Source organism: Pseudomonas sp. GW822-FHT05A08 (assembly GCF_058800485.1).
Genome location: NZ_CM179511.1, coordinates 5,135,808 through 5,157,356 on the forward strand (window position 1 = coordinate 5,135,808; position 21,549 = coordinate 5,157,356).

A 21,549-nucleotide genomic window follows, 5' to 3' on the forward strand; every position below is an offset into this window, starting at 1 on the left:
TGTAGTTCTTGGCTTTTCTTATAAATCTACAGCTCTGATATGCTTTCCGGCCGCAGGCGGAGATAGCACCATGCAACTCATCGATATCGGCGTCAACCTGACCAATCCAAGTTTCGCCGAAAAACATCGCGCAGTACTGGACCGTGCCTATGCCGCCGGCGTCTGCCAACTGGTGCTCACTGGCACCAGTGTCGAGGGCAGCGAACAGGCACTCGAGCTGTCGCGGCAACTGGATGAAAGTGGCCGCCAACTGTTCTCTACCGCCGGGATTCATCCGCATTGCGCCAGCGACTGGAATGCCGACAGCGCACAGCGCTTGCGCAGTCTGCTCAAGGAAAGCAGCGTCAAGGCCGTGGGCGAATGCGGCCTGGACTTCAATCGGGACTTCTCCCCCCGAGGGCAACAGGAAAAAGTGCTGGAGGAACACCTGGCCCTGGCCGTTGAACTGCAACTGCCGGTCTTCCTCCACGAACGCGACGCCAGCCAGCGCCTGCTGGAAATAGTCCGCGACTTTCGTGACCGATTACCGGCCGCGGTGGTGCATTGCTTCACCGGCGAACAGCGCGCGCTGTTCAACTATCTGGACCTTGACCTGCACATTGGCATCACCGGGTGGATCTGCGACGAGCGCCGTGGCACTCACTTGCACCCGCTGGTACGAGAGATTCCCCGCGGTCGCCTGATGCTCGAAAGCGACGCCCCCTATCTGTTGCCACGCAGCCTGCGCCCCAAGCCGAAGAACGGTCGCAACGAACCGGCCTACCTGACCGAAGTGTTGCGCGAGGTGGCCCTGCACCGCGGCGAGAGCCAGGAAGAGCTGGCGGCCCACAGTACCGCCAGCGCCCGAGCCTTCTTCGCCTTGCCCGAGATTGCTTGACGCATATCAAGATTCGACTCTCTGCATAGCGGCACAATAATGGCACCTTGCCAATACTGTTCCGCTTAATCAGAGAAGACCTTCCATGGGTGCCTGGCTCAGCAATATCTCATTGAAATACAAGTTCTGGGCGGTCAATGCGGTCGCCTTCGTGACCACCCTGCTACTGGTCCTGTACGCCGTCCAGCTGGAGCAGCAAGCGCGTAGCCAGGCCTCACAAAACAACGCCAGGGCCCAGGCGAGCCTGCTCGACGCATGGCCCTCCGGGCAAGCGCTGCCCAATGCCGAGAATCTGCTGAGCTTCGCGGCCGGCCAGATCCCCAGCCTCGATCAGCGCTCCCTGCCGCAGTTGAGCAATGCCAATGGATGGGTGGCCTTCGATGAAATGCCGCTGTTCGGCGAAAACCCTCTGATCGGCGCGCAAGTGCTGCCCCGGGCCGATGGCCAACGGATTGCGGTGCTTGCCCATGGGCCAAGCCTGCGTCAGGTGTTCAGCGAACGCTTCAGCCAGTACGCGGTGGCCGTGTTCATTCTGATGCTGGCGATGCTCGGTGCTTCGCAACTGTTGATCCGTTTCCTGCTCAGCCAACTGAACACCCTCAAGGATGTGATGCTGCATGTGGAGAAGACCGGCGACCTGTCGGCCCGCGTGCCCCTGTCGTGCACGGACGAGGTCGGCCAGATGGCCAGCGCCTTCAATGCGATGCAGGCGGGTTATCAGCGGGTGGTCAACACCGTCGCCAATACCGCCCGGCAACTGGATATCGGCGCCGCGCGCCTGGCATCGAGCATGAACGATGTGCGTCACGGCATGCTGGGCCAGCAAAGCGAAACCGATCAGGCCGCGACAGCGATCAACGAAATGTCCGCCACCGTCTATCACATCGCCCAGCACGCCGGCGCCACCCGGGATCGCTCCCAGGCCGCCGATGTCCTCGCCGGCAGCGGCCAGGAAGTGGTCAGCCGCGTGCAGAAGTCCATTTCCGGGCTCTCCAGCGGCGTGCAACAGACCGCCGAAATGATCCAGCGCCTGGCCGAGGACAGTCAGAAGATCAATGGCGTGGTCAACGTAATCCACAGCATTGCCGAGCAAACCAACCTGCTGGCGCTCAATGCCGCGATCGAAGCGGCGCGCGCCGGTGAAATGGGCCGGGGGTTCGCGGTGGTCGCCGATGAAGTCCGCAACCTCGCCAAGCGGGTGCAGACCTCCACCGACGAAATCACCCGGATGGTCTCCGCCCTGCAGGCCGGTACCCGCGACGCAGTGGACTTCATGCAGGAAAGCTCGTTCAAGGCGGACGATTGCGTACAGCAGGCCCAGGAAGCCGGAGCGGCGCTGGCGGAAATCACCGCGGCCGTGGCGCAGATGCGTGAGAGCAATACCCAGATTGCGGTGGCGGCCGAGCAGCAAAGCCAGGTGGCGGAAGAAATGAATCGCGCCGTGGTGAGTATTCGCGACGTCACCGAAAACACGGTGCAACAGACCGTCGACTCGGCGACCACCAGCAACGAACTGGCGACCCTGGCTGGGGAACTGAGCAAGGCCATCGGTCAATTGAAGCTTTAAAAACACGAGTTTCGTTGCAGCAGGATCAGCCTCCCTGCCGCGGCGAAACCCTTGCCAAGCTATCGCCCCCATAGCCAGCCTTGATTCGCCGCCCCCTCGCATGAGGCCTATCCTTTGATACATAGGCTTCTACGAATCAAGGATCACTGTCATGGGTAAACGTCACCCCAACCTCCCCGCCTGGCAATGGCGCTCCTACCCGCATAACCACCGCAACCCGACCAACCTGGTGTTGCACCTGATTGCAGTGCCGCTGTTCATCGTCGGCTTTCTGTTGCTGGTTTCAGGAGTATTCGGCTTGAGCTTCACCAACGTCGCCATCGGCGTGGTAGGCCTGATCGCCGCTTTGGGCCTGCAGCGTCACGGCCATAGCCTGGAGGCCCAAGCCGCCGAGCCGTTCAGTGACCGTAAAGATGCAGTCCAGCGCCTGCTGGTAGAACAATTCGTGACCTTTCCACGCTTCGTCCTCAGCGGCGCCTGGTGGCGTGCATGGCGCAAGCGCCACCGACATTGAGAGGGGTTCAACCGAAGATGGTGACCGTCTGCCGGCTGAGCGCAATCAACCGGCCTTCGGCACTCCAGAGTGCCGCGGCCGCATGCCCGTAACCGTCACGGGCATGTTCGATATTCACCCGGTACTTGCACCAGTCCAGGGTGCTCAACGCCAGCAGCGGCTGCACGAATTCAATGGTCCAGGTCAGGGTACTGCCGGGTGCCGGGCTGGTCAGTTGTGGTAACAAGGCCGGCGGCCAGGCGTCCACCAGTGCGAGGATATGCGCCTCAGTCATGGGCTCTTCCTTGACGTCGCCCCGCAGGCGCACCCAACCGCCCATGTCCCGCGACTTGTTGCCGGTGAACGGCATGCCACCGATGCTCCAGCGCATTGCCAGATGGCGCATGAACTCCGGCGTCACGCCCTTGACGTAAGGCAGTTCCGGGCACTCGTCCCAATGTTTCATGCTGGGCGCTTCCTCGGCGACAACCGTCACCTCGGACGGCCGAGAGGCACCAAAACTGCCCTGTACCAGGGTCACTACCTGACCGTTCTGCACCGCACGCCCCAGCACCTGGCTGACGGCCTTGCCTTCGCGCAGCACCTCGACTTCAAAGCTGACCGGCACATCGGGGGTGACCGGACCGACAAAGGTGATCGCCAGTGAACGCACCGGACGTTCGGCGGGGACTTTTGCGCGCATGGCTTCATACTGCAAAGCCGCCACCAATCCGCCGAAACTGGCCCGCCCCTGCGCCCACTCGGTTGGAATCGACAGTTCCAACGGATGGTGGCGGACGGCATCGAGCAAATCGCAAAAGCGCATGAGCACCTCTGATCAAGAAAAGGGTTCGAGGATCTTAACCAGCAGCGCACACGCGTAAAGCACTTGTTCCCGCCAAAAAGACTGACAGATAAGCCGCCAGCCGGGAGTCAGCTACGGAAACAGGTAGCGCTCAGCTTGCCGAGCACCCGATCGGCACGCCCCTCGGCCTTGTGCATGGTGGCGTGCCAGACCGGAACACAAGGCAACAGGTCCGCCTGCCGTTCGGCCTGGGCCAGCCATTGCCAGCAATCATGCCAGTCGCCCAGCGCGCCCTGAGCAGCCTTCAAGCGAGAGACCGCCTTGGGCGACAGTTCGGCCAGTTCGGGATAAGCCTCGGCGGCGTAGCGCACACGCTTGATCAGCAGGCGCAAACGGTGCCGATCGTGAGCCGGATCGTGCAGGGCCTCGTCCAGTGCCTTCCATTGCTTGGACAGGCGCTTTTTGATGCGTTTGCGCAAGCCGCGCAACAGCTCCTGACGTTGCGCCGCCCGCAGGAAACGCGGGAAGGCATCCAGCACCAGCAGCAGCTGCTGGAGTTCGGAGCCCGTCGCCACTGTCCGGTATTCATCCGCCAACCCCGCAGTACGGCGTTCTGCGGCCTGATGGTAGTCATGCTGATGCAGGTACGCAGCCAGGACCTCACGATCGCGTAACGGCGTCGTCAGTTGCCCGACCGCCGAAGCCGCCGCTTCCAGTTGCTCGACACCAGGCAAGCCGCGCAACGCTCGCAACAGGCTGCGCAAGCGGCGCACCGTGGTACGCAGGTCGTGCAGCGCCTCGGGGTCGGTCACCGCCTGCAAACGCGCCTGGCACGCCAGCAAGCGCACCTCCAGCCCCAACACCTGTGCCACCAACCGATCAACCAAGGCAGACATCATTGACTCCCGAAACGAATGACCCGGCTCGCAGCACAAAGACTGCGGCCGGGCCCTGGCATGACTGGCAGGCGCGCTCACGACGCCTGCGAGACGGAAACTGAAGAGCGCTCTTCAGTCTAGCGGCAAACGCCAGCCTTGCGATCAGCGGCCGGCGCGCGACTCACGAATATAGAAACGAGCTTTCTCGGCTTTTTTGGTGCAGCCCTCGAAGGCTTCGAATTGCTGCTGGGTCTTGGCCCCGGTCAGCAGCGACAGGGCCTTGGAATAGCTGACTGTGCCAGCGAAACCTTCGGCCTTGGCCAGGTCCAGTTCATGCCAGGCCGCATCCAGTTGCGTACCGCAGCTGTCGCGATAGGCGGTCTTGCCAGCACAACCACCGAGTACCAATGCAATCAACGGTAGACAGATCCAGGCTTTCATCAATGACACCTCAAGGTAGGGGGGGAAACAGTCGTGAACGATAAGAAGCAATTGCGAACAATAAAAACAATCGTGAACGTAAGACGATCGCCGCCACTAAAAGTGCCTTGGCTCGTCAGGGAAAATATAGCCGCGCGAGCATAACCCCATGCGGCAAAACACTGGAAAAAATCCCTCTATCCAGGGCCCGCAGAGGCCGTCAGTGATTGAACCGAGACCCTCGATGGGTGCATTGTGGAAACCTGTCTGGCGAAGGATCGAGTCATGAAGAAGCGTGTCGCACTGGTCCTGGGCTCTGGTGGTGCCCGGGGTTACGCCCACATCGGGGTGATTGAGGAAATCGAAAGACGTGGTTACGACATTGCCTGTGTCGCGGGCTGTTCCATGGGAGCGGTGGTCGGTGGTATCTACGCCGCCGGCAAACTGGACGACTACCGCAGCTGGATCGAAAGCCTGGACTATCTGGATGTGCTGCGGCTGGTGGATGTCAGCTTTCGCCTGGGGGCGATACGCGGGGAGAAAGTATTCGGCCAGATCCGCAAGATCGTCGGCGAAATCAACATCGAAGACCTGCGCATCCCTTACACCGCCGTGGCCACCGACCTGACCAACCAGCAGGAAATCTGGTTCCAGGAAGGCTGCCTGCACCAGGCCATGCGGGCTTCGGCGGCGATCCCCAGCCTGTTCACCCCGGTCATGCAAGGCAATCGCATGCTGGTGGACGGCGGCTTGCTCAACCCGCTGCCCATCGTGCCGGTGGTCTCCAGCCACTGCGACCTGATCATCGCCGTCAACCTCAACTCGACTAACCAGCGTCGTTACCAGTTGCCGGTGATCCAGCGCCCCGCCGCCTTCAAGAGCCGCTTCGACAGCCTGATCAACTCCCTGGGCTCGCACCTGCCCTTTCGCCGCAAGCAAGCTGAACAACTGCTGCTGCTCGAACAGGAAGCGCTGCGCAGCGAGGCAGCCGACATCGGCAACCCCTGGATCGAATCCGCCGAGCCCGAGGCCCAGCAACCGGCCGCGGCTCCGGAAACCGATGGCGCCCCAAAATCGGCCACCGGCTCGTTCATTATCGATAACGTCGGCCCCGCTTCCCTGCTGGACCTGATCAACCAGAGCTTCGAGGTCATGCAGACCTCGCTGGCCCAGTACAAGATCGCCGGCTACCCGCCGGACATCCTGATCAACGTACCCAAGCGGGTGTGCCGCTTCTTCGAGTTCTACAAGGCTCCGGAACTGATCGCACTGGGACGGGAAATTGCCAGCGACACCCTGGACCGCTACGAGAACGAACTGAACTGAAAGAGGGCCGCGAGCCCGCTCACTCCTGCGTCCCCAGCAACCGGTACCCCACCCCGGCCTCGGTCACGATAAAGCGTGGCCGGGTCGGATCGTCCGCCAGTTTTTGCCGCAGATGCCCGACCACGATACGCAGGTAATGACTGTCCTCGGTGTGTGTCGGCCCCCAGATATCCTTGAGCAGTTGCTGCTGGGTGATCACCCGCCCCGGGTGCCGCGCCAGTTGCGCCAGCACGGCGTATTCCTTGCGCGTCAACGCCACTTCGGCACCGTCGAGCAGTACCCGGCGATACGCCAGGTCCACGGTCAGCGGGCCGAAATCCAGGGCTGCTTCCTGCGCTTCGCCGACGGGCGCCTGGCGCAACAGCGCTCGAATACGCGCCAGGAACTCCTGGATGCCAAAGGGCTTGGTCACGTAGTCGTTGGCGCCACCGTCCAGCGCTTCGACCTTCTGCCCCTCGCTGGCCCGCACCGACAACACCAGCACCGGTACACCCGACCACTCGCGAAACTCACGCAGCACCTGTTGGCCGTCCATATCCGGCAGGCCGAGGTCGAGCACCAGCAAGTCCGGCTTGTTCAGCGCCGCCTGGGCCAGGCCTTCGTTGCCGGTGCCGGCTTCAAGCACTTTGTAGCCCTGGGACACCAGGCTGATGCGCAGGAATTTACGGATCTGCGGCTCGTCATCGATGACCAGGATGGTCGCGGTCTGGCTCATGGTTTCGCTTCAAGACAAATAAGTGGCGCAAGAGTAGCGCAGGCGAGGCTGTGGATCGTAAAGAACATATGCGGCCCTCCTGGCCTCGTTGGGTTGACGCTTTTTACCGGCACTCAGGCCTCTCCTTCAAGCTCGGGTTGCGCCTGCAGCGGCAGGCACAAGGTGATGCAGGTACCACGCCCATCGATCCCCTCGCCCACCGTGATGCGCCCGCCATGGGCACCGACCATGCCCTGACAGATCGCCAGCCCCAGGCCGGTGCCCTGCCCGCCGCGATCGCCCCGTGCCGCGGTGTAGAACATGTCGAAAATCCGCGGCCGATCTTCCACTGGAATTCCCGGCCCCTCGTCGCTCACGGCAAACAGCAACTCGGTATCGCGGGTCCCGACACTCAGTTGCAAACGGCCGTTGGCCGGTGAAAAGCGCGCGGCGTTTTCCAGGACATTGATCAGCGCCTGTTCGATCAGCGCCGCATGCACGAACAGCAACGGCAGTTCGGCCGGCAATTCGGTGCTGACCCGCAGCGGCGCCAGCACCACTCGCAGGCGATTCAGCGCGCTGCCAACGATATCGGCCGGCGCCACCCAGTCTCGCGCCAGCTTCAACGAGCCATGGCCAAGACGAGTCATGTCCAGCAGATTCTGAATGTAGCGATCCAGGCGCTCGGCCTCATCCCGCGTGCCTTCGAGCAGTTCGCGACGGTCTTCCAGGGGGATCGCCTCCCCCAGCGCCAACAGGCTGTCGATGCTGCCGCGCATCGAGGTCAAGGGGGTACGCAGGTCATGGGACACCGAGGCCAGCAGCGCACTGCGCAATTGCTCGGTTTCGCCGTGCAGACGCGCCGCTTCCAGATCCTCGGCCAACTGTGCCCGGGCCAAAGCCTGGGCCAGGGGCTGGCTCAAGGCACTCAACAGGCGACGACGCTGAGCGTTGAGCTCCTCGCCTTCTTTCGGACAGACTCCAAGCAAGCCCAGCGGGCCCTCGTCGACGGATAACGGCCACCACCACCAGCGCCCGAAAGGCAGGGTTCCGGTGCCCATCCCGGCCGGTTGATCGTGTTGCCAGGCCCAGTCGGCGGCGGCCCGTTCGGACTCGGAAAACTGCAAGGGCCCACCCGTCTCGACCTTCCAGCCACCCTGCCCGTCACGATTGAGCAGGCACAGTTGCAGTTCCTTCCAGCCATTGAGGTGCTGCGCCGCGGCACTGATCACCGCCTGCCGGTCGGTGGCGGCGGTGAGCTTGCGCGACAGGTCCAACAGCTCGCTGGTTTCTTCCTGGGTGTCGCGCAATGCCTGCAACTGCCGACGCTGGCGCGCCGCCAGGTTGCCGGTCAGGGCCGCCATCAACAGGAAGAACAGCAGCGTCAGCACGTCTTCCTCGCGCTGGATGGCGAAGGAGAACGTCGGCGGAATGAACAGGAAATCGTAGGTCAGGAACGACAACGCCGCGCACACCAGTGCCGGCCCGAGACTGCTGCGCACCGCCACCAGCAGCACCGCGGCGAGGAACACCAGGGAGATGTTCGGCAACGCCAGCACGCTCGCCACCGCCCACGACAGCCCCGAAGCCAGGACCGTCGCCAGGACCGCCAGGGCGTAGTCGAACCAGACCAGCGAACGCTCCACCCGCAGGCGCGGCTGGCCGGGTTCGTCCTCGCTGTCGAGCACGTTGATTTCCAGGCCCTGGGCGTTGCGCAGCAGGCGCGCCGCCAGGCCGCCGCCGAACAAACGACGGCGCAGGCGTTTGCGTGACTGCCCCACCAGCACCAGGCTGGCGCGCCGCTCCGCGGCATGCTGGATCAGGGTCTTGGCCACCTCGCCGGCCCGCAGCAGGACCACCTCGCCGCCCAGGCGCTCGGCCAGTTGCTGGGCACTTTGCAGGCGCTGGCGAGCTTGCTCGTCAGGCACCCGGCCGTCATCCACATGCACCAGGCTCCAGGGCAGATGCCGCCGCCGGGCGACATGGCTGGCATGACGCACCAGGCGCTCGGCCTGGGCATCGCCATCGACCCCTACCAGCAAGCGTCCGCGCACCGCCGGCGCGGCCTGCCCGAGCTTGCGATACCCCTGGGCCAGATCGTCGTCGACCTGCGCCGCCGCGGCCTGCATCGCCAGCTCGCGCAGCGCGGTGAGGTTGGTCTGGGTGAAGAACGCATCGATCGCCGCCCGGGCCTGCTCCGGCACATACACCTTGCCTTCGCGCAGGCGCTCCAGCAGTTCTCGCGGCGGCAGGTCCACCAGCAGCAACTCGTAGGCTTCCTGCAGCACCCAGTCGGGCAGGGTCTCGCGGACCTGCACCCCGGTAATGCCGCGGACCTGATCGTTGAGGCTTTCCAGATGCTGCACGTTGACCGTAGTGAAGACGTCGATACCGGCCGCCAGCAGTTCCTGAACATCTTGCCAGCGCTTGGCGTGCCGGCTGCCGGGGGCGTTGGTATGGGCCAGTTCATCCACCAATACCAGCTTGGGCTTGGCCTTGAGCAGGCCGTCGAGGTCCATCTCTTCGAGCATGACCCCGCGGTATTCGGAACGCACCAGCGGCTGTTGCGGCAAACCGCCGAGCAAGGCTTCGGTTTCCGCCCGGCCATGGGTTTCCACCACCCCGGCCAGGACCGTCACCCCCTGGCGCAATTGCGTGTGCGCCGCCTGCAACATGGCGTAGGTCTTGCCGACGCCCGGGGCGGCGCCAAGGAAGACCTTGAGGCGGCCGCGGCCGTCATGGGACAGATCGGCTAACAGGGCGTCGGCGCGGCCGGAATCACTCATGCATTGTTCTCTCTGGACTCAAATCATCGACATACAAACTTGTAGCAGCTGGCTACAGGGCGAGCTTTTCCAACGCCCTGTTCAAGGCCAGCACATTCACCACCGGCGGGCCGATCAGAGGCTGCTCGACATGGGCATCCACCAGTTGCTGCAACGTGGCGACCGGCAGGTTGCGCGCCGCCGCGACCCGCGCCAGTTGATAGTTAATCGCTGCCGGTGGCAAGTGCGGATCCAGGCCGCTGCCCGAAGTCGTCAGCAGTGCCAGCGGTACCGGCCCCTGCCCTGGCACCGCCAGCTTGTTGGCGTCGTCGATCACACGGCTGGCCAGGGCCGGGTTGCTCGGCGCCAGGTTGCTCGCGCTGCTGGATACCGTGGCAAAGCCCCCCGCCGATGGACGCGGGTGGAACCAGCTGTCGCCGCTGAAATCCTGGGCGATCAGGGCCGAACCACGGACCTGGCCCACGCCATCGAGCACCAGGCTGCCATTGGCCTGTTTCGGGAACGCCACCTGGGCTACACCGGTGACCACCAGCGGATAGGCCACGCCAGTGATCAGGGTCATCAACACAATCAGGCTCAAGGCCGGACGCAATACTGTGGACATCATCAAATCCTCGATTCGGTTAACAAACTCACCCCAAACGCTGTAGGAGCCAGCCTGTCGGCAGTGCTTCAGTGACAGCACCTCGCGAGCAGGCCCGCTCCTCCAGGGATGCGGTTACACCAGATGCAAAGCCGTCAGCAGCATGTCGATCAGCTTGATGCCCAGGAACGGCACCAGGATCCCGCCCAGGCCATAGATCAGCAGGTTGCGGCGCAGCAGATGGGCCGCGCTGGCCGCCTGCACCCGCACCCCGCGCAGGGCCAGCGGAATCAGCACGACGATGATCAGGGCGTTGAACACGATCGCCGAAAGGATCGCGCTCTGCGGGCTGCTCAGTTGCATGACATTGAGCACGCCGAGCTGTGGATAAATCGCCGCGAACAGCGCCGGCAGGATCGCGAAGTACTTGGCGATGTCGTTGGCAATGGAAAAGGTGGTCAGGGCGCCGCGGGTCACCAGCAGCTCCTTGCCGATCTGCACCACGTCCAGCAGCTTGGTCGGATCGCTGTCGAGGTCGACCATGTTCGCCGCTTCGCGCGCCGCCTGGGTGCCATCGTTCATTGCCATGCCGACGTCGGCCTGGGCCAGTGCCGGGGCGTCGTTGGCGCCGTCGCCGCACATGGCGACCAGGCGACCGTCATTCTGCTCGTGGCGAATGCGCGCCAGCTTTTTCTCCGGCGTGGCTTCGGCCAGCACGTCATCCACCCCGGCCTCCGCGGCAATGGCGGCGGCGGTCAGCGGGTTGTCGCCGGTCACCATCACGGTACGGATCCCCAGCTTGCGCAACTCGGCGAAACGCTCGCGGATATCGGGCTTGACCACGTCCTTGAGGTGGATTGCCCCCAGCAGTTTGCCCTCGGCGCACACCAGCAGCGGCGTGCCGCCACTCTGGGCAATCTTGTCGATCTCCCGGGACAGCGCCGGGGCCAGGTCGCCACGTTGCAGGCCAACGAAGGCCAGCACCGAATCCACTGCACCCTTGCGATAGACCCGCCCCTGATAGTCGACCCCGGACAGCCGGGTCTCGGCACTGAACGGCACGGCGGTCAGCATTTCGGCGCCCGGCTCGGGCTGTGGATAAAGCCCGCGCAGGTATTCAACGATGGATTTGCCTTCCGCCGTGTCGTCCGCCAGCGAGGCCAGCAAGGTGGCCTCGGCCATTTCCTGGTGATTGACCCCAGGCGCTGCGTGGATGGCCGCGCAACGACGGTTACCGAAGGTGATGGTGCCGGTCTTGTCCAGCAGCAGGACATGCACGTCACCCGCCGCTTCCACGGCACGACCGGATTTGGCGATCACGTTCAGCCGCACCAGACGGTCCATCCCGGCGATCCCGATGGCCGACAGCAGGCCACCGATGGTGGTCGGAATCAGGGTCACCAACAATGCCACCAGGAACACCAGCGGCAGGCTGCCATTGGCAAAGTGGGCGAACGGCTGCAGGGTCACGACCACGATCAGGAAGATCAGGGTCAGGCCGATCAGCAGGATATCCAGGGCCACTTCGTTCGGGGTCTTCTGGCGCTTGGCGCCTTCCACCAGGGCGATCATGCGATCGAGGGTCGATTCGCCCGGATTGCTGGTAATACGCACCAGCAACCAGTCGGATACCAGCCGGGTATTGCCGGTCACCGCCGAGCGATCGCCGCCGGACTCGCGGATGACCGGTGCCGACTCGCCGGTGATCGCCGCTTCGTTGACCGCGGCAATACCTTCGATGACTTCACCGTCACCGGGGATCATCTCGCCGGCCTCGACCCGCACCACGTCGCCTTTGCGCAGATTGGCGGCAGGGATCACCTGGAAATTGCCATTGGCCTTTTTCAGGCGTGCACTCAGGCCCTCGCTGCCGGCCTTGAGACTGTCGGCGCGGGCCTTGCCACGGCCTTCGGCCAGGGCTTCGGCGAAGTTGGCGAACAGCACGGTGAACCACAGCCAGAGGGCGATCTGCGCGGCGACGAAGGTCGGCACCGCGGTATCCGGCACCAGGCACAGTACCGTGGTCAGGATCGCGGTCAGCTCGACTACCAGCATCACCGGCGAACGTTGCAACTGGCGTGGGTCGAGTTTGACGAAGGCCTGTACCAGCGCCGGACGCCACAGGGCTGCGATCGAGGTTTTCTGTTGTTCGGCAGCAGTGTGTTTCGAGGCCGCGGTTTTAGCGCCGGGCATTTCGGTTACAGCCTTCTTGGAGGCAGGAACATGCATATTCATCATTAAGTCCTCAGCCCTTCATTCCAAAGGCAGCCAAGCTCAAGTGGTCGGCAATCGGGCCCAGCGCCAGGGTCGGCAAAAAGGTCAACCCGCCCACCAGCAAAATGGTCATGGTCAGCAGCGTGACGAACAGCGGACCATGGGTCGGGAAGCTGTTCTGGCCGACCGGCGCGGTCTTTTTCAGCGCCAGGCTGCCAGCCAGGGCCAGCACCGGCAGGATGTAGCCGAAGCGGCCGATCAACATGCCCAGGCCCAGCATCAGGTTGTGGAACGGGGTGTTGGCGCCCAGGCCGGCGAAGGCCGAACCGTTGTTGGCGCTGGCCGAGGTGTAGGCGTACAGCAACTGGCTGAAACCGTGGGCGCCAGGGTTGCTCACCGCCGCCACCGGCCCCGGCAGGCTCGCGGCGATGGCGCTCAGTACCAGCACGCCGACCGGCATCACCATCAGCGTCACCACCAGCAACTGCACTTCCTTGGCCTGCAGCTTCTTGCCCAGGTATTCCGGGGTGCGCCCGATCATCAGGCCGGCGAGGAAGACCGCGATCAGCACGTTCAGCAACATGCCGTAGAGGCCCGCGCCGACGCCGCCGAAGATCACCTCGCCGACCATCATGTTGATCAGCGCGACCATGCCGCTCAGCGGACTGAGGCTGTCATGCATGCCGTTGACCGAACCGTTGGAGGCCGCGGTGGTGGTCACCGACCAGAGCACGGTGGCGGTGGTCCCGAAACGCACTTCCTTGCCCTCGAGCGGTGCGGTCTGCTCGACCGCGACGTTGTTCAGGGTCGGGTTGGGCTGGTACTCGGCCCACAGCGAGGTCGCGCCACCGATCAGGAACAGCGCCAGCATGCAGGCGATGATCGCCCGGCTCTGGCGCAGATCCTTGACGTAGTGGCCGAAAGTGAACACCAGGGCCACCGGGATCAGGATGATCGAGGCCACCTCGAACAGATTGCTCCAGGCCGTCGGGTTCTCGAACGGATGCGCCGAGTTGACGCCAAAGAAGCCCCCGCCGTTGGTGCCCAGTTGCTTGATGGCGATCTGGCTGGCGGCCGGGCCCAATGGAATCACCTGATCGACACCTTGCAGGGTCACAGCGTGGACATACTGGGCGAAGGTTTGCGGGACGCCCTGCCAGACCAGGAACAATGCCAGCAGCAGGCACAGCGGCAGCAGGCCGTAGAGGGTGGCACGGGTCATGTCGACCCAGAAGTTGCCCAGGGTCTTGGTCGACTTGCGGCCGATGCCACGACACAGTGCAACCAGCACCGCCAAACCGGTGGCGGCGCTGACGAAGTTCTGCACAGTCAGGCCGATCATCTGGCTCAGGTAGCTCAGGGAGGCTTCACCGCTGTAGGACTGCCAGTTGGTGTTGGTCATGAAACTGACCGCAGTGTTGAATGCCAGCGTCCACTCCTGCCCCGGCAGGTTCTGCGGGTTGAGCGGCAGATGGTCCTGGAACAACAGAATCGTGAACAGCAACAAGAAGCCGGCCAGGTTGAACGCAAGCAGGGCCAGGGTGTATTTCTGCCAGCTCTGTTCGCTTTGCGCATCGACGCCCGAAAGCCGGTAACAAGCGCGTTCGACCGGCCCCAACAGCGGCGTCAGCCAGGTGCGCTGGCCCTCCATTACCTTGTAGTAGAACCGCCCCAGGAAAGGCGCGGGCAGCAGCACCAAGGCAAAGAAGCCGAGGATCAGCCAATAGTCATAACTGTGCATAGCCGCTCCTAGTTCCGATCCGCGCGCAACAGCGCAACCAGTAGATAGATGAACAGCCCCACTGCCAGCAGCAGGGACACCCCGTCCAGAACGCTCATGGAATCTCTCCGTCGTACGGCAATCGCCGCGTGTGGGGCATTGTCCGCAGGGAGGCTGTAAAGGAACGAGATCGAGGGCGTGGGCGACGCATAAAGAAAGCGTAAAGAAAGGCTTTACGCGGGATTTACACCGGCCATCGGCGTGGCCAGGGGGAGGGATCGCCAGCCGGTTTGCTGCTGCACCGGAAAAGCACGATGCACGTAGAAACGAGCCTGCTCGCGATCGCGCGCCTCCAGGCTCCGCCGCCCTCCTCTGTTGCACGGCTGTGCACCAACCCAGGCGCCTTCGCCCCCGAAACAACTGGAAACATCCTCGATACGACAGCTTTTTACGCTTTACGACGGCCGTTTTCGCTCTGGCATGAGCGGTGCAGTGAGCAGTCCCGAGCATTTCATTCCGTTCCGGGAGCCACGCATGAACACACAACTCAAACCAACGCTGGGCACGCTGCATTTATGGGGGATCGCGGTCGGGCTGGTGATCTCCGGGGAATACTTCGGCTGGAGTTATGGCTGGGGCGTCGCCGGCACCCTGGGCTTTCTACTGACCTCGCTCATGGTCGCGGCCATGTACACCTGTTTCATCTTCAGCTTCACCGAACTGACCACCGCCATTCCCCATGCAGGTGGCCCTTTTGCCTACAGCCGCCGGGCCTTCGGTGAAAAAGGCGGGCTGATCGCCGGGCTGGCGACCCTGATCGAATTCGTCTTCGCGCCACCGGCCATCGCTCTGGCGATCGGTGCCTACCTGAATGTGCAGTTCCCGGCCCTGGACCCGAAGCATGCGGCGGTCGGCGCCTATATCGTGTTCATGGGGCTGAACATCCTCGGGGTCAAACTCGCCGCCACCTTCGAATTGGTGGTCTGCGTACTGGCGGTGGCGGAACTGCTGGTGTTCATGGGTGTGGTCGCGCCGGCCTTCAGCTTCAGCCACTTCGCCCTCAACGGCTGGGCGGGCTCGGACACCTTCGGCGCGCCGGCGATTGCCGGGATGTTCGCGGCGATTCCGTTCGCCATCTGGTTCTTCCTCGCCATCGAAGGCGCGGCCATGGCTGCCGAAGAAGCCAAGGACCCGAAACGCACCATCCCCAAGGCCTACATCAGCGGCATTCTGACCCTGGTGCTGCTGGCCATGGGCGTGATGTTCTTCGCCGGTGGCGTGGGCGACTGGCGCACCCTGTCGAACATCAACGACCCGCTGCCCCAGGCGATGAAAGCCGTGGTCGGGGACAACTCCGGCTGGCTGCACATGCTGGTGTGGATCGGCCTGTTCGGTCTGGTGGCGAGCTTCCACGGCATCATTCTTGGCTACTCGCGGCAGTTCTTCGCCCTCGCCCGCGCCGGCTATCTGCCGTCGTCGCTGGCCAAGCTGTCACGCTTCCAGACGCCGCACCGCGCCATCATCGCCGGCGGCCTGATCGGCATCGCCGCCATCTACAGCGATGGCCTGATCAACCTGGGAGGCATGACCCTGACTGCGGCGATGATCACCATGGCCGTATTCGGCGCCATCGTGATGTACATCATGAGCATGCTCAGCCTGTTCAAGTTGCGTAAGGCCGAGCCTCACCTGGAACGCACCTTCCGCGCACCGGGCTACCCGCTGGTCCCCGCCATTGCCCTGACACTGGCCGTGGTCTGCCTGGTGGCGATGGCCTGGTTCAACAGCCTGATCGGTCTGATTTTCCTCGGTTTCATGGTGGCCGGTTTCATCTATTTCCAACTGACCGCGCAACTGCGCGCCGATGCGCCGGCGGATGCAATGCTGACCGGGCTCCGAGGGGATGGCATCTCTCTGTAGTTGGCTTGCATGGCCGAATGCGACCTTCGAGAAGATTGATGCAAGAGAGGTTGCCGGGGCAGATCAGGCCTACAATGGAACCACTGCGGAACGCTGTAACTCGAAGTGGTATGGCAACTTGACGGGCGAAACTCCTCGCCCGCCGGTATGCCCTCAAGGAGAGCCCTATGCCCTGGTATGCCTGGTTGATTCTGGTCGTTGCAATCGGCTCGATCGTTGGCGGTCTGATGATGTTGCGCGACACCGCCAACAAGGTGGAACTGACCGATGAGCAACGCAAGCGCGTTGCTGAACGCAACGCGGAAGCGGACGCCAAGGACGCGCAGGACCGCTGACTGGATAACCCGATCGAACAGCCCCGCCCTTCTCGAAATGGCGGGGCTTTTTTATCCGCCCCTGCGGCCGGCAGCGCTATTTCTCCCAGGCAGCCTTGGCGATGTGCAGGCCATGCAAACCTTTGTAGGCCGCCCGCTCAGGCTGGCTCCAGCCTTCGAGCAATGCCTCGTCGAGCCGGTAGATCTCCACACCCAACGGCCGACAGACGCTGAGTGGGTCCTGAGCCTCCGGGCCCCACATGGGCAGCGACAGATCGCCACCCGGGCAGGTCGACAACGCGCACAACAGATCGATTTCGGCAAAGAACTCCAGGTAATCGCCCTTCTGCGCGGGGCAGGCCTTCATGAAGTACATGTCGTCATGATTGAGCCCGGTGCACTGGAAGATGTTCAGCACGTCATGCACATCGAACTCGGTCAGGCCGTGGGGCAGGACCGCGCGCGTCAGGTTGGAATGGCAATGGTGATGGAAGTCCTCCCCGGTGAGCATGCGGTTCACGTAAGGATCGCAGCGCGTGCCGAGCAGGTCGTGCAAGCGCCCGCCATGCTCGTCGATCCCGTAACCGGCCAGGCTGTCATCGGTGATGGTCACCAGTGGCCGCAAAAACGGCAGGTTCGACCACAACCGGTCATGGGTACTGACATGCGCGCCCTGCAACTGCCGGGTGCGCGCCGCCCACAGACGCTCCCGCGGATCGTTGGCATTCCAGACGTTGAAGTCCCCGACCTGCGGGCCGGCCGGCGTGGTCACCCGGAACACATGCCCGGCCGGCACATGCCAGGCGCGCCCGGTACGGATCGGCACTTCGAATTGCTCGATCAAGGTGCGCTGGTCCTTGCTGTCACGGACCCGCTCATAAAAGGCCGTGTCCACCTGCAGGGCCGAACCTTTGCTGACCTGATAAGCCGCGGGATAGTCTTTGTACATGGTTGAAACCCTCGATCAGTGGCGGGAAGAGTGGCTGAGGATGTCGAGCAGCAGCCGTTCGGAATCGTCCAGGTAAACCGCCAGGGTTTCGCTGGCGGCCTGCTTGTCGCCAGCGGCGAGCAAGTCATGGATCTGCCGGTCGCGGGCCAGCCAGGGCGATTGAAAATGCTGCTCGTCAGGGGCGGCACAGAACACCAGGCGCATCTGCGCCACGACGTTGGTGAAGAACTCATCGAACAAGGGGCTGCGCATCAGACCAACGATGTGTTGATGAAAGGCCAGGCTGTGGGTGCCCACCGAGCGCCAGTCCTCGCGCTCGCGGGCGAGTTCGCTGGCCTCGATAGCCTCGAGCATCCGGTCGGACTGGTAGTCGCGCAGCGGTTTGCTGGAGGCAATGGCCTGCAACTCCAGGGTACGGCGCACCTGGAACAGATCTCGCACTTCATCGATGCCCAGCCTGCGCACCGTGACGCCTTTATTGCGTGTGTAGCGGGTCAGGCCTTCCTGCCCCAGGCGATGCAAGGCCTCGCGAATGGTGTTGCGCGAGGCGTTATAGGCGCAGACCAGATCGTTTTCCACCAGGGCCATGCCCGGCAGCAAGCGACCGCCGATGATATCGGCACGTAATTCGAGGGTTATCTGATCGGCCAGGGACAGTACGTTGCTCATGAATATCGCCTTGCGATTGTTGAACAATCTATGGATATCCAATAATCACTATTCATGCCAACTGATACTTGGCTCACTGACGAACCATGTCTTTCTAGCCATTCAGTAGGAAAAAATGAGGTTTCCGGGGTTAATAGTGCAATCCCCCTTCCATCAACCTTGGGTAAGATGACTCCCTAGCTGTGGAGACTTCCCCGATGCGTTACTCGCACGACCATAAAGCCCAAACCCATCAACGCATCATCAAGGAGGCCGCCGAGCGCTTTCGGCGCGACGGTATCGGGGCGACAGGCCTGCAACCATTGATGAAAGCCCTGGGCCTGACCCATGGCGGTTTTTACTCGCATTTCAAATCCAAGGACGAACTGGTCGAAAAAGCCCTGCAGGCCGCGGCGGAAGAACTCGATGCGCACTGCGCCACGCTATTTGCCCAGGAACAACCCCTGCCGGCCTTTATCGACAGCTACCTGTCCGAGTGGCACCAGACCTCCCCCGGTGAAGGCTGCCCGCTGCCCACCATGTCATCGGAGCTGGGCCTGCGCGGGCAAGCCAGCCCCACCACTGATGCGGTGCTCAATGCACGACTTGCACAGGTAGAGGCCAGTCTCGAAGGAGAAAATGCCGCCGACCAGAGCCTGGTGATCATGTCGACCCTGGTCGGGGCCCTGGTGCTGTCGCGCAGTGTCGAGAACCCCGACCTGGCCAAACGGATACTGGAGGTAACACGCGAGCATCTGAAAAAACAGGATGGTCAGGCGGAGTGATCTCCACCAACCTCCCGCCTCGACACCGTTATTTGTAGCGAGCAGCCGCACTGCTTTTCGACAGGTTCGGCCCCAGGGCAAAACGCGCAGCTACAAAGGCCTCCCAGTCAGCCGAGTCAGGTAGCGAGGGAATGGTGATCAACTCACCCTGGTCAAAACCGGCCAGAGCCGCATCCACCATCTCGGTGGCTTCCATGATCATCTCGGCTGGAATCCCTTGGGCGTCGATGCCCGAGCGCTCCCAGATCTCAGTGCGGGTCACCCCAGGTAATACCGCCTGGACCTGCACACCCTTACCGTCCAATTCCGCAGCAAGCGATTGAGTCAGGCTCAGGACATAGGCCTTGGTCGCGCTGTAGGTCGCATTAAAACGCTCGGGAATCAGCGCCACCACCGAAGCGATATTGATGATCGCTCCTCTTCCCGCCGCCGAAAAGCTGCCGGCGGCCGCAGCAGCCAGACGAGTGACCGCAACCACATTCAACTGGATCATTGCCTCCAACTGATCGGTGTCGGCAACGGCCAGGCTTCCGTCAGCCGCGATACCGGCATTGTTCAGCAACAGACTGATGCTCGAGTCGGAGCGCAAGCGCTGCTCGACCTTCAGCATATCGACCTGGAGCGTCAGATCGGCCTTCAACACTTCAACCTGCACCTTGTGTTCGGCCCGTAACCGGGTCGCGGCGGCTTGCAGGCGCTGCTCATCGCGTGCAACCAGCAACAGATCGTAACCACGAGCGGCCAGCCGCTCGGCATAAACCGCACCGATGCCAGATGAAGCACCGGTGACAAGTGCCAGCCCCCTGGGGGAAATCGAATTCATGACGGCTCTCCAGAAAAGTGCTTGAGAAGGGAAAGACAAGGAATTGATACGCTGCTTGGGAAGCGGTTTGATTATAGTCATAATTTAATAAAATATTACGATCATAATTCTATCGATACGATAGATAACATTGAATGGCACAACCTTGCTTATGGTGGGCCCGAAAAACGCAAGGCCGATCAGTGATCGGCCTTGCGCATGAATTGAAGCGTCAGTTGACCTTCAATTTGTCCCGGTTGCTTTCCAGAATCGCCTTGCCGATTCCCTTGACCTCGAGCAGTTCGTCCACTGACGAGAAAGCTCCATTAGTTTCACGATATGCAACAATTGCCTTGGCTTTTACCTCACCGACTCCCAACAACTCACGCTGCAACGTAGCCGCATCAGCCTTGTTGATATCGACCGTGGCAGTTTGTGGGGCAACAGCCGCAGTCACGACTGGCGCCGTGCTTGCTGCCTCCTGTTTCGACGCGGGAGCAGCAATTACACTGATAGAGGCGCTAGTCAGCAGGGCAAAAAGCAAGGAATAGAAATAATTTGCACGCATAAGTGACACTCCATGACACCGTTGATAGAGATGCAGCTTTTCCGAAGCTGCCCCTCAAACTTAGGTCATGGTGATGCACTGTCAAAAAGGGATTAATTACAGCTTATGTAATAGTAAAGCCTCATCCATCTGCTCGGTGTTCCGACTCACCGGCCCGATACTTCACCGCCAGGATGAGCAAAGGTACATAGGCCATGATTACCCCCAGTCCTCCGTCAAGCTTCTGCATGGCGACGCACAGACCGATGGGTAACAGCCAGAGAAGGTTGATCAATGCAACGCCCAAGGTCACCGGGAAATGACTTCCCAGTTGGCGTGAAGCGAATTGATAACCATGGCTGCGATGAGCTTCATAGATACGCTCTCCACGTAAAAAACGCCGGATCAAGGTAAAGGTCGCATCAACGATGAACACCCCGAGCAAAATGCACCATACCCACAGGAAATCGGCGTTTCTCCAGGCGGCCTGCAGTGAAAGAATACCCAGCACAATCCCCAGGAAACCGCTGCCGATATCACCCATGAAGATTTTCGCCGGCGGGAAATTCCAGTACAGGAAACCCAGAGCGGAGGTGGCAAGCAGCAACGGCGGCCAGATCAGCTCGTCATATCCCGACAACCAATAGATCAGACAAATGCTCAGGCAGGATGTCACGGCTTCGACACTGGCAATCCCATCGATGCCATCCATGAAGTTGTAGAGGTTCAACATCCAGACCAGATACACCACCGCCAGCCCATGCCCGATCCAGCCAAGCTCCAGCGTCATGCCGAACACCTCGAGCGCCGGCAATCCTCCCAGCCAGAACAACGCCCAGAGACTACCCGCAAAATGTCCGAGCAAACGCCAGCGGGCTGCAATAGGCCGGTGATCGTCCATAAACCCGAGCAAAGCAATGCCAGCACCAGCGCCTGACAGGCTCCAGACCAGATTCTGGCTGATAGCGCCAAGCATTCCGGCCAAGGGCAAGGCAATAAGGAAGGTCAGGACAATGCCTACTCCGCCACTACGCGGTGTAGGAATGGAATGGGAGCTGCGTGCGTTCGGAATCTCCATCAGCCTTTGAGTAAGCGCATAACGAAGAAAAACACCGGTCACCGCCAGCGAGAGGATCGCCATGATCGGTAGCGACCACAAAAGTCCAATCCAAGGAAACCATAGGTCAGACGATGCTTGAAAGTTCAAGGTGTCGACTCCAA

General features: G+C 62.1%; 21 protein-coding genes. 7 read left to right on the forward strand and 14 right to left on the reverse strand.

Annotated elements, in window-relative coordinates; translation table 11 throughout:
- Positions 1-70: 70 nt before the first annotated feature.
- The 3 genes from AC3RCP_RS22905 (at position 71) to AC3RCP_RS22915 (ending at position 2,958) form a co-directional block, all read left to right on the forward strand.
- Positions 71-877 (forward strand): TatD family hydrolase, encoded by an 807-nt coding sequence (locus AC3RCP_RS22905; RefSeq protein WP_007931367.1) that lies wholly within the window; start codon positions 71-73, stop codon positions 875-877.
- Between the two features lie 85 nt (positions 878-962).
- Positions 963-2,444, forward strand: coding sequence for a methyl-accepting chemotaxis protein (locus tag AC3RCP_RS22910; RefSeq protein WP_492571813.1), 1,482 nt, complete (start codon positions 963-965; stop codon positions 2,442-2,444).
- 151 nt (positions 2,445-2,595) lie between these two features.
- The gene (locus tag AC3RCP_RS22915) at positions 2,596-2,958 is read left to right on the forward strand and encodes an Mpo1-like protein (protein WP_053262176.1); all 363 of its coding nucleotides are present in this window, start codon (positions 2,596-2,598) and stop codon (positions 2,956-2,958) included.
- Positions 2,959-2,965: 7 nt separating this feature from the next.
- Here AC3RCP_RS22915 and AC3RCP_RS22920 read toward each other — a convergent pair whose 3' ends face one another.
- The 3 genes from AC3RCP_RS22920 to AC3RCP_RS22930 all read right to left on the reverse strand — a co-directional run bounded on the left by AC3RCP_RS22920 (position 2,966) and on the right by AC3RCP_RS22930 (position 5,061).
- Positions 2,966-3,763: an acyl-CoA thioesterase gene (locus AC3RCP_RS22920; protein ID WP_101338718.1), complete on the reverse strand. Its 798-nt coding sequence runs from the start codon at positions 3,761-3,763 to the stop codon at positions 2,966-2,968.
- A gap of 107 nt (positions 3,764-3,870) precedes the next feature.
- Positions 3,871-4,638, reverse strand: a complete 768-nt coding sequence (locus tag AC3RCP_RS22925; RefSeq protein WP_492571814.1) for a CHAD domain-containing protein — start codon at positions 4,636-4,638, stop codon at positions 3,871-3,873.
- 144 nt (positions 4,639-4,782) lie between these two features.
- Positions 4,783-5,061: a hypothetical protein gene (locus AC3RCP_RS22930; protein WP_007931360.1), complete on the reverse strand. Its 279-nt coding sequence runs from the start codon at positions 5,059-5,061 to the stop codon at positions 4,783-4,785.
- Between the two features lie 264 nt (positions 5,062-5,325).
- On the opposite strand from AC3RCP_RS22930, the gene AC3RCP_RS22935 reads away from it, so the two are divergent.
- Positions 5,326-6,366, forward strand: coding sequence for a patatin-like phospholipase family protein (locus AC3RCP_RS22935; protein ID WP_007931359.1), 1,041 nt, complete (start codon positions 5,326-5,328; stop codon positions 6,364-6,366).
- A gap of 19 nt (positions 6,367-6,385) precedes the next feature.
- On the opposite strand, the gene AC3RCP_RS22940 is transcribed toward AC3RCP_RS22935, so the two are convergent.
- The 6 genes from AC3RCP_RS22940 to kdpF form a co-directional block, all read right to left on the reverse strand.
- Entirely contained in the window at positions 6,386-7,081 is a 696-nt protein-coding gene (locus tag AC3RCP_RS22940; protein WP_492571815.1) for a response regulator, read from the reverse strand.
- A gap of 113 nt (positions 7,082-7,194) precedes the next feature.
- Positions 7,195-9,846 (reverse strand): DUF4118 domain-containing protein, encoded by a 2,652-nt coding sequence (locus tag AC3RCP_RS22945; protein WP_101338720.1) that lies wholly within the window; start codon positions 9,844-9,846, stop codon positions 7,195-7,197.
- 52 nt (positions 9,847-9,898) lie between these two features.
- On the reverse strand, positions 9,899-10,450 hold the full coding sequence (gene kdpC / locus AC3RCP_RS22950) for a potassium-transporting ATPase subunit KdpC (RefSeq protein ID WP_150052507.1): 552 nt from the start codon (positions 10,448-10,450) through the stop codon (positions 9,899-9,901).
- Positions 10,451-10,564: 114 nt separating this feature from the next.
- Complete coding sequence (gene kdpB, locus AC3RCP_RS22955; protein ID WP_492571816.1) at positions 10,565-12,664, reverse strand: potassium-transporting ATPase subunit KdpB; 2,100 nt, start codon at positions 12,662-12,664, stop codon at positions 10,565-10,567.
- A gap of 10 nt (positions 12,665-12,674) precedes the next feature.
- Positions 12,675-14,384: a potassium-transporting ATPase subunit KdpA gene (gene kdpA, locus AC3RCP_RS22960; protein WP_007931354.1), complete on the reverse strand. Its 1,710-nt coding sequence runs from the start codon at positions 14,382-14,384 to the stop codon at positions 12,675-12,677.
- 8 nt (positions 14,385-14,392) lie between these two features.
- Positions 14,393-14,482 (reverse strand): K(+)-transporting ATPase subunit F, encoded by a 90-nt coding sequence (gene kdpF / locus AC3RCP_RS22965; protein WP_007899818.1) that lies wholly within the window; start codon positions 14,480-14,482, stop codon positions 14,393-14,395.
- Positions 14,483-14,897: 415 nt separating this feature from the next.
- Between kdpF and eat the strand changes: the two genes are divergently transcribed.
- Both eat and AC3RCP_RS22975 read left to right on the forward strand, forming a co-directional pair.
- Positions 14,898-16,283 carry an ethanolamine permease gene (gene eat / locus AC3RCP_RS22970; RefSeq protein WP_007931353.1) on the forward strand — a complete coding sequence of 462 codons (1,386 nt, stop codon included), beginning with the start codon at positions 14,898-14,900 and terminating at the stop codon, positions 16,281-16,283.
- 167 nt (positions 16,284-16,450) lie between these two features.
- Positions 16,451-16,618 (forward strand): DUF2897 family protein, encoded by a 168-nt coding sequence (locus AC3RCP_RS22975; protein WP_007931351.1) that lies wholly within the window; start codon positions 16,451-16,453, stop codon positions 16,616-16,618.
- Positions 16,619-16,694: 76 nt separating this feature from the next.
- On the opposite strand, the gene AC3RCP_RS22980 is transcribed toward AC3RCP_RS22975, so the two are convergent.
- On the reverse strand, positions 16,695-17,546 hold the full coding sequence (locus AC3RCP_RS22980) for an urea carboxylase-associated family protein (protein WP_081360182.1): 852 nt from the start codon (positions 17,544-17,546) through the stop codon (positions 16,695-16,697).
- A 15-nt stretch (positions 17,547-17,561) separates the two neighbouring features.
- Positions 17,562-18,215, reverse strand: coding sequence for a GntR family transcriptional regulator (locus AC3RCP_RS22985; RefSeq protein WP_007931348.1), 654 nt, complete (start codon positions 18,213-18,215; stop codon positions 17,562-17,564).
- A gap of 197 nt (positions 18,216-18,412) precedes the next feature.
- On the opposite strand from AC3RCP_RS22985, the gene AC3RCP_RS22990 reads away from it, so the two are divergent.
- A complete protein-coding gene (locus tag AC3RCP_RS22990; RefSeq protein WP_101338722.1) occupies positions 18,413-18,979 on the forward strand; it encodes a TetR/AcrR family transcriptional regulator in 567 nt (188 codons plus the stop codon).
- 28 nt (positions 18,980-19,007) lie between these two features.
- On the opposite strand, the gene AC3RCP_RS22995 is transcribed toward AC3RCP_RS22990, so the two are convergent.
- The 3 genes from AC3RCP_RS22995 to AC3RCP_RS23005 form a co-directional block, all read right to left on the reverse strand.
- A complete protein-coding gene (locus AC3RCP_RS22995; RefSeq protein WP_101338723.1) occupies positions 19,008-19,802 on the reverse strand; it encodes an SDR family NAD(P)-dependent oxidoreductase in 795 nt (264 codons plus the stop codon).
- Between the two features lie 211 nt (positions 19,803-20,013).
- On the reverse strand, positions 20,014-20,349 hold the full coding sequence (locus tag AC3RCP_RS23000; RefSeq protein ID WP_101338724.1) for a ComEA family DNA-binding protein: 336 nt from the start codon (positions 20,347-20,349) through the stop codon (positions 20,014-20,016).
- 121 nt (positions 20,350-20,470) lie between these two features.
- A complete protein-coding gene (locus AC3RCP_RS23005) occupies positions 20,471-21,496 on the reverse strand; it encodes an MraY family glycosyltransferase (RefSeq protein ID WP_492571847.1) in 1,026 nt (341 codons plus the stop codon).
- Positions 21,497-21,549: the final 53 nt, after the last annotated feature.

Bases quoted from the DNA above. Each gene is read 5' to 3' on its own strand.
- AC3RCP_RS22990 (WP_101338722.1), top strand. From the start codon at position 18,413: ATGCGTTACTCGCACGACCATAAAGCCCAAACCCATCAACGCATCATC.
- kdpF (WP_007899818.1), bottom strand. From the start codon at position 14,482: ATGAGCGTTCTGGACGGGGTGTCCCTGCTGCTGGCAGTGGGGCTGTTC.
- AC3RCP_RS22980 (WP_081360182.1), bottom strand. From the start codon at position 17,546: ATGTACAAAGACTATCCCGCGGCTTATCAGGTCAGCAAAGGTTCGGCC.
- AC3RCP_RS22905 (WP_007931367.1), top strand. From the start codon at position 71: ATGCAACTCATCGATATCGGCGTCAACCTGACCAATCCAAGTTTCGCC.
- AC3RCP_RS22930 (WP_007931360.1), bottom strand. From the start codon at position 5,061: ATGAAAGCCTGGATCTGTCTACCGTTGATTGCATTGGTACTCGGTGGT.
- AC3RCP_RS22940 (WP_492571815.1), bottom strand. From the start codon at position 7,081: ATGAGCCAGACCGCGACCATCCTGGTCATCGATGACGAGCCGCAGATC.
- AC3RCP_RS22995 (WP_101338723.1), bottom strand. From the start codon at position 19,802: ATGAATTCGATTTCCCCCAGGGGGCTGGCACTTGTCACCGGTGCTTCA.
- kdpB (WP_492571816.1), bottom strand. From the start codon at position 12,664: ATGAATATGCATGTTCCTGCCTCCAAGAAGGCTGTAACCGAAATGCCC.
- AC3RCP_RS22910 (WP_492571813.1), top strand. From the start codon at position 963: ATGGGTGCCTGGCTCAGCAATATCTCATTGAAATACAAGTTCTGGGCG.
- AC3RCP_RS23000 (WP_101338724.1), bottom strand. From the start codon at position 20,349: ATGCGTGCAAATTATTTCTATTCCTTGCTTTTTGCCCTGCTGACTAGC.
- AC3RCP_RS22920 (WP_101338718.1), bottom strand. From the start codon at position 3,763: ATGCGCTTTTGCGATTTGCTCGATGCCGTCCGCCACCATCCGTTGGAA.
- eat (WP_007931353.1), top strand. From the start codon at position 14,898: ATGAACACACAACTCAAACCAACGCTGGGCACGCTGCATTTATGGGGG.
- AC3RCP_RS22925 (WP_492571814.1), bottom strand. From the start codon at position 4,638: ATGTCTGCCTTGGTTGATCGGTTGGTGGCACAGGTGTTGGGGCTGGAG.
- kdpC (WP_150052507.1), bottom strand. From the start codon at position 10,450: ATGTCCACAGTATTGCGTCCGGCCTTGAGCCTGATTGTGTTGATGACC.
- AC3RCP_RS22985 (WP_007931348.1), bottom strand. From the start codon at position 18,215: ATGAGCAACGTACTGTCCCTGGCCGATCAGATAACCCTCGAATTACGT.
- kdpA (WP_007931354.1), bottom strand. From the start codon at position 14,384: ATGCACAGTTATGACTATTGGCTGATCCTCGGCTTCTTTGCCTTGGTG.
- AC3RCP_RS22945 (WP_101338720.1), bottom strand. From the start codon at position 9,846: ATGAGTGATTCCGGCCGCGCCGACGCCCTGTTAGCCGATCTGTCCCAT.
- AC3RCP_RS22935 (WP_007931359.1), top strand. From the start codon at position 5,326: ATGAAGAAGCGTGTCGCACTGGTCCTGGGCTCTGGTGGTGCCCGGGGT.
- AC3RCP_RS22975 (WP_007931351.1), top strand. From the start codon at position 16,451: ATGCCCTGGTATGCCTGGTTGATTCTGGTCGTTGCAATCGGCTCGATC.
- AC3RCP_RS22915 (WP_053262176.1), top strand. From the start codon at position 2,596: ATGGGTAAACGTCACCCCAACCTCCCCGCCTGGCAATGGCGCTCCTAC.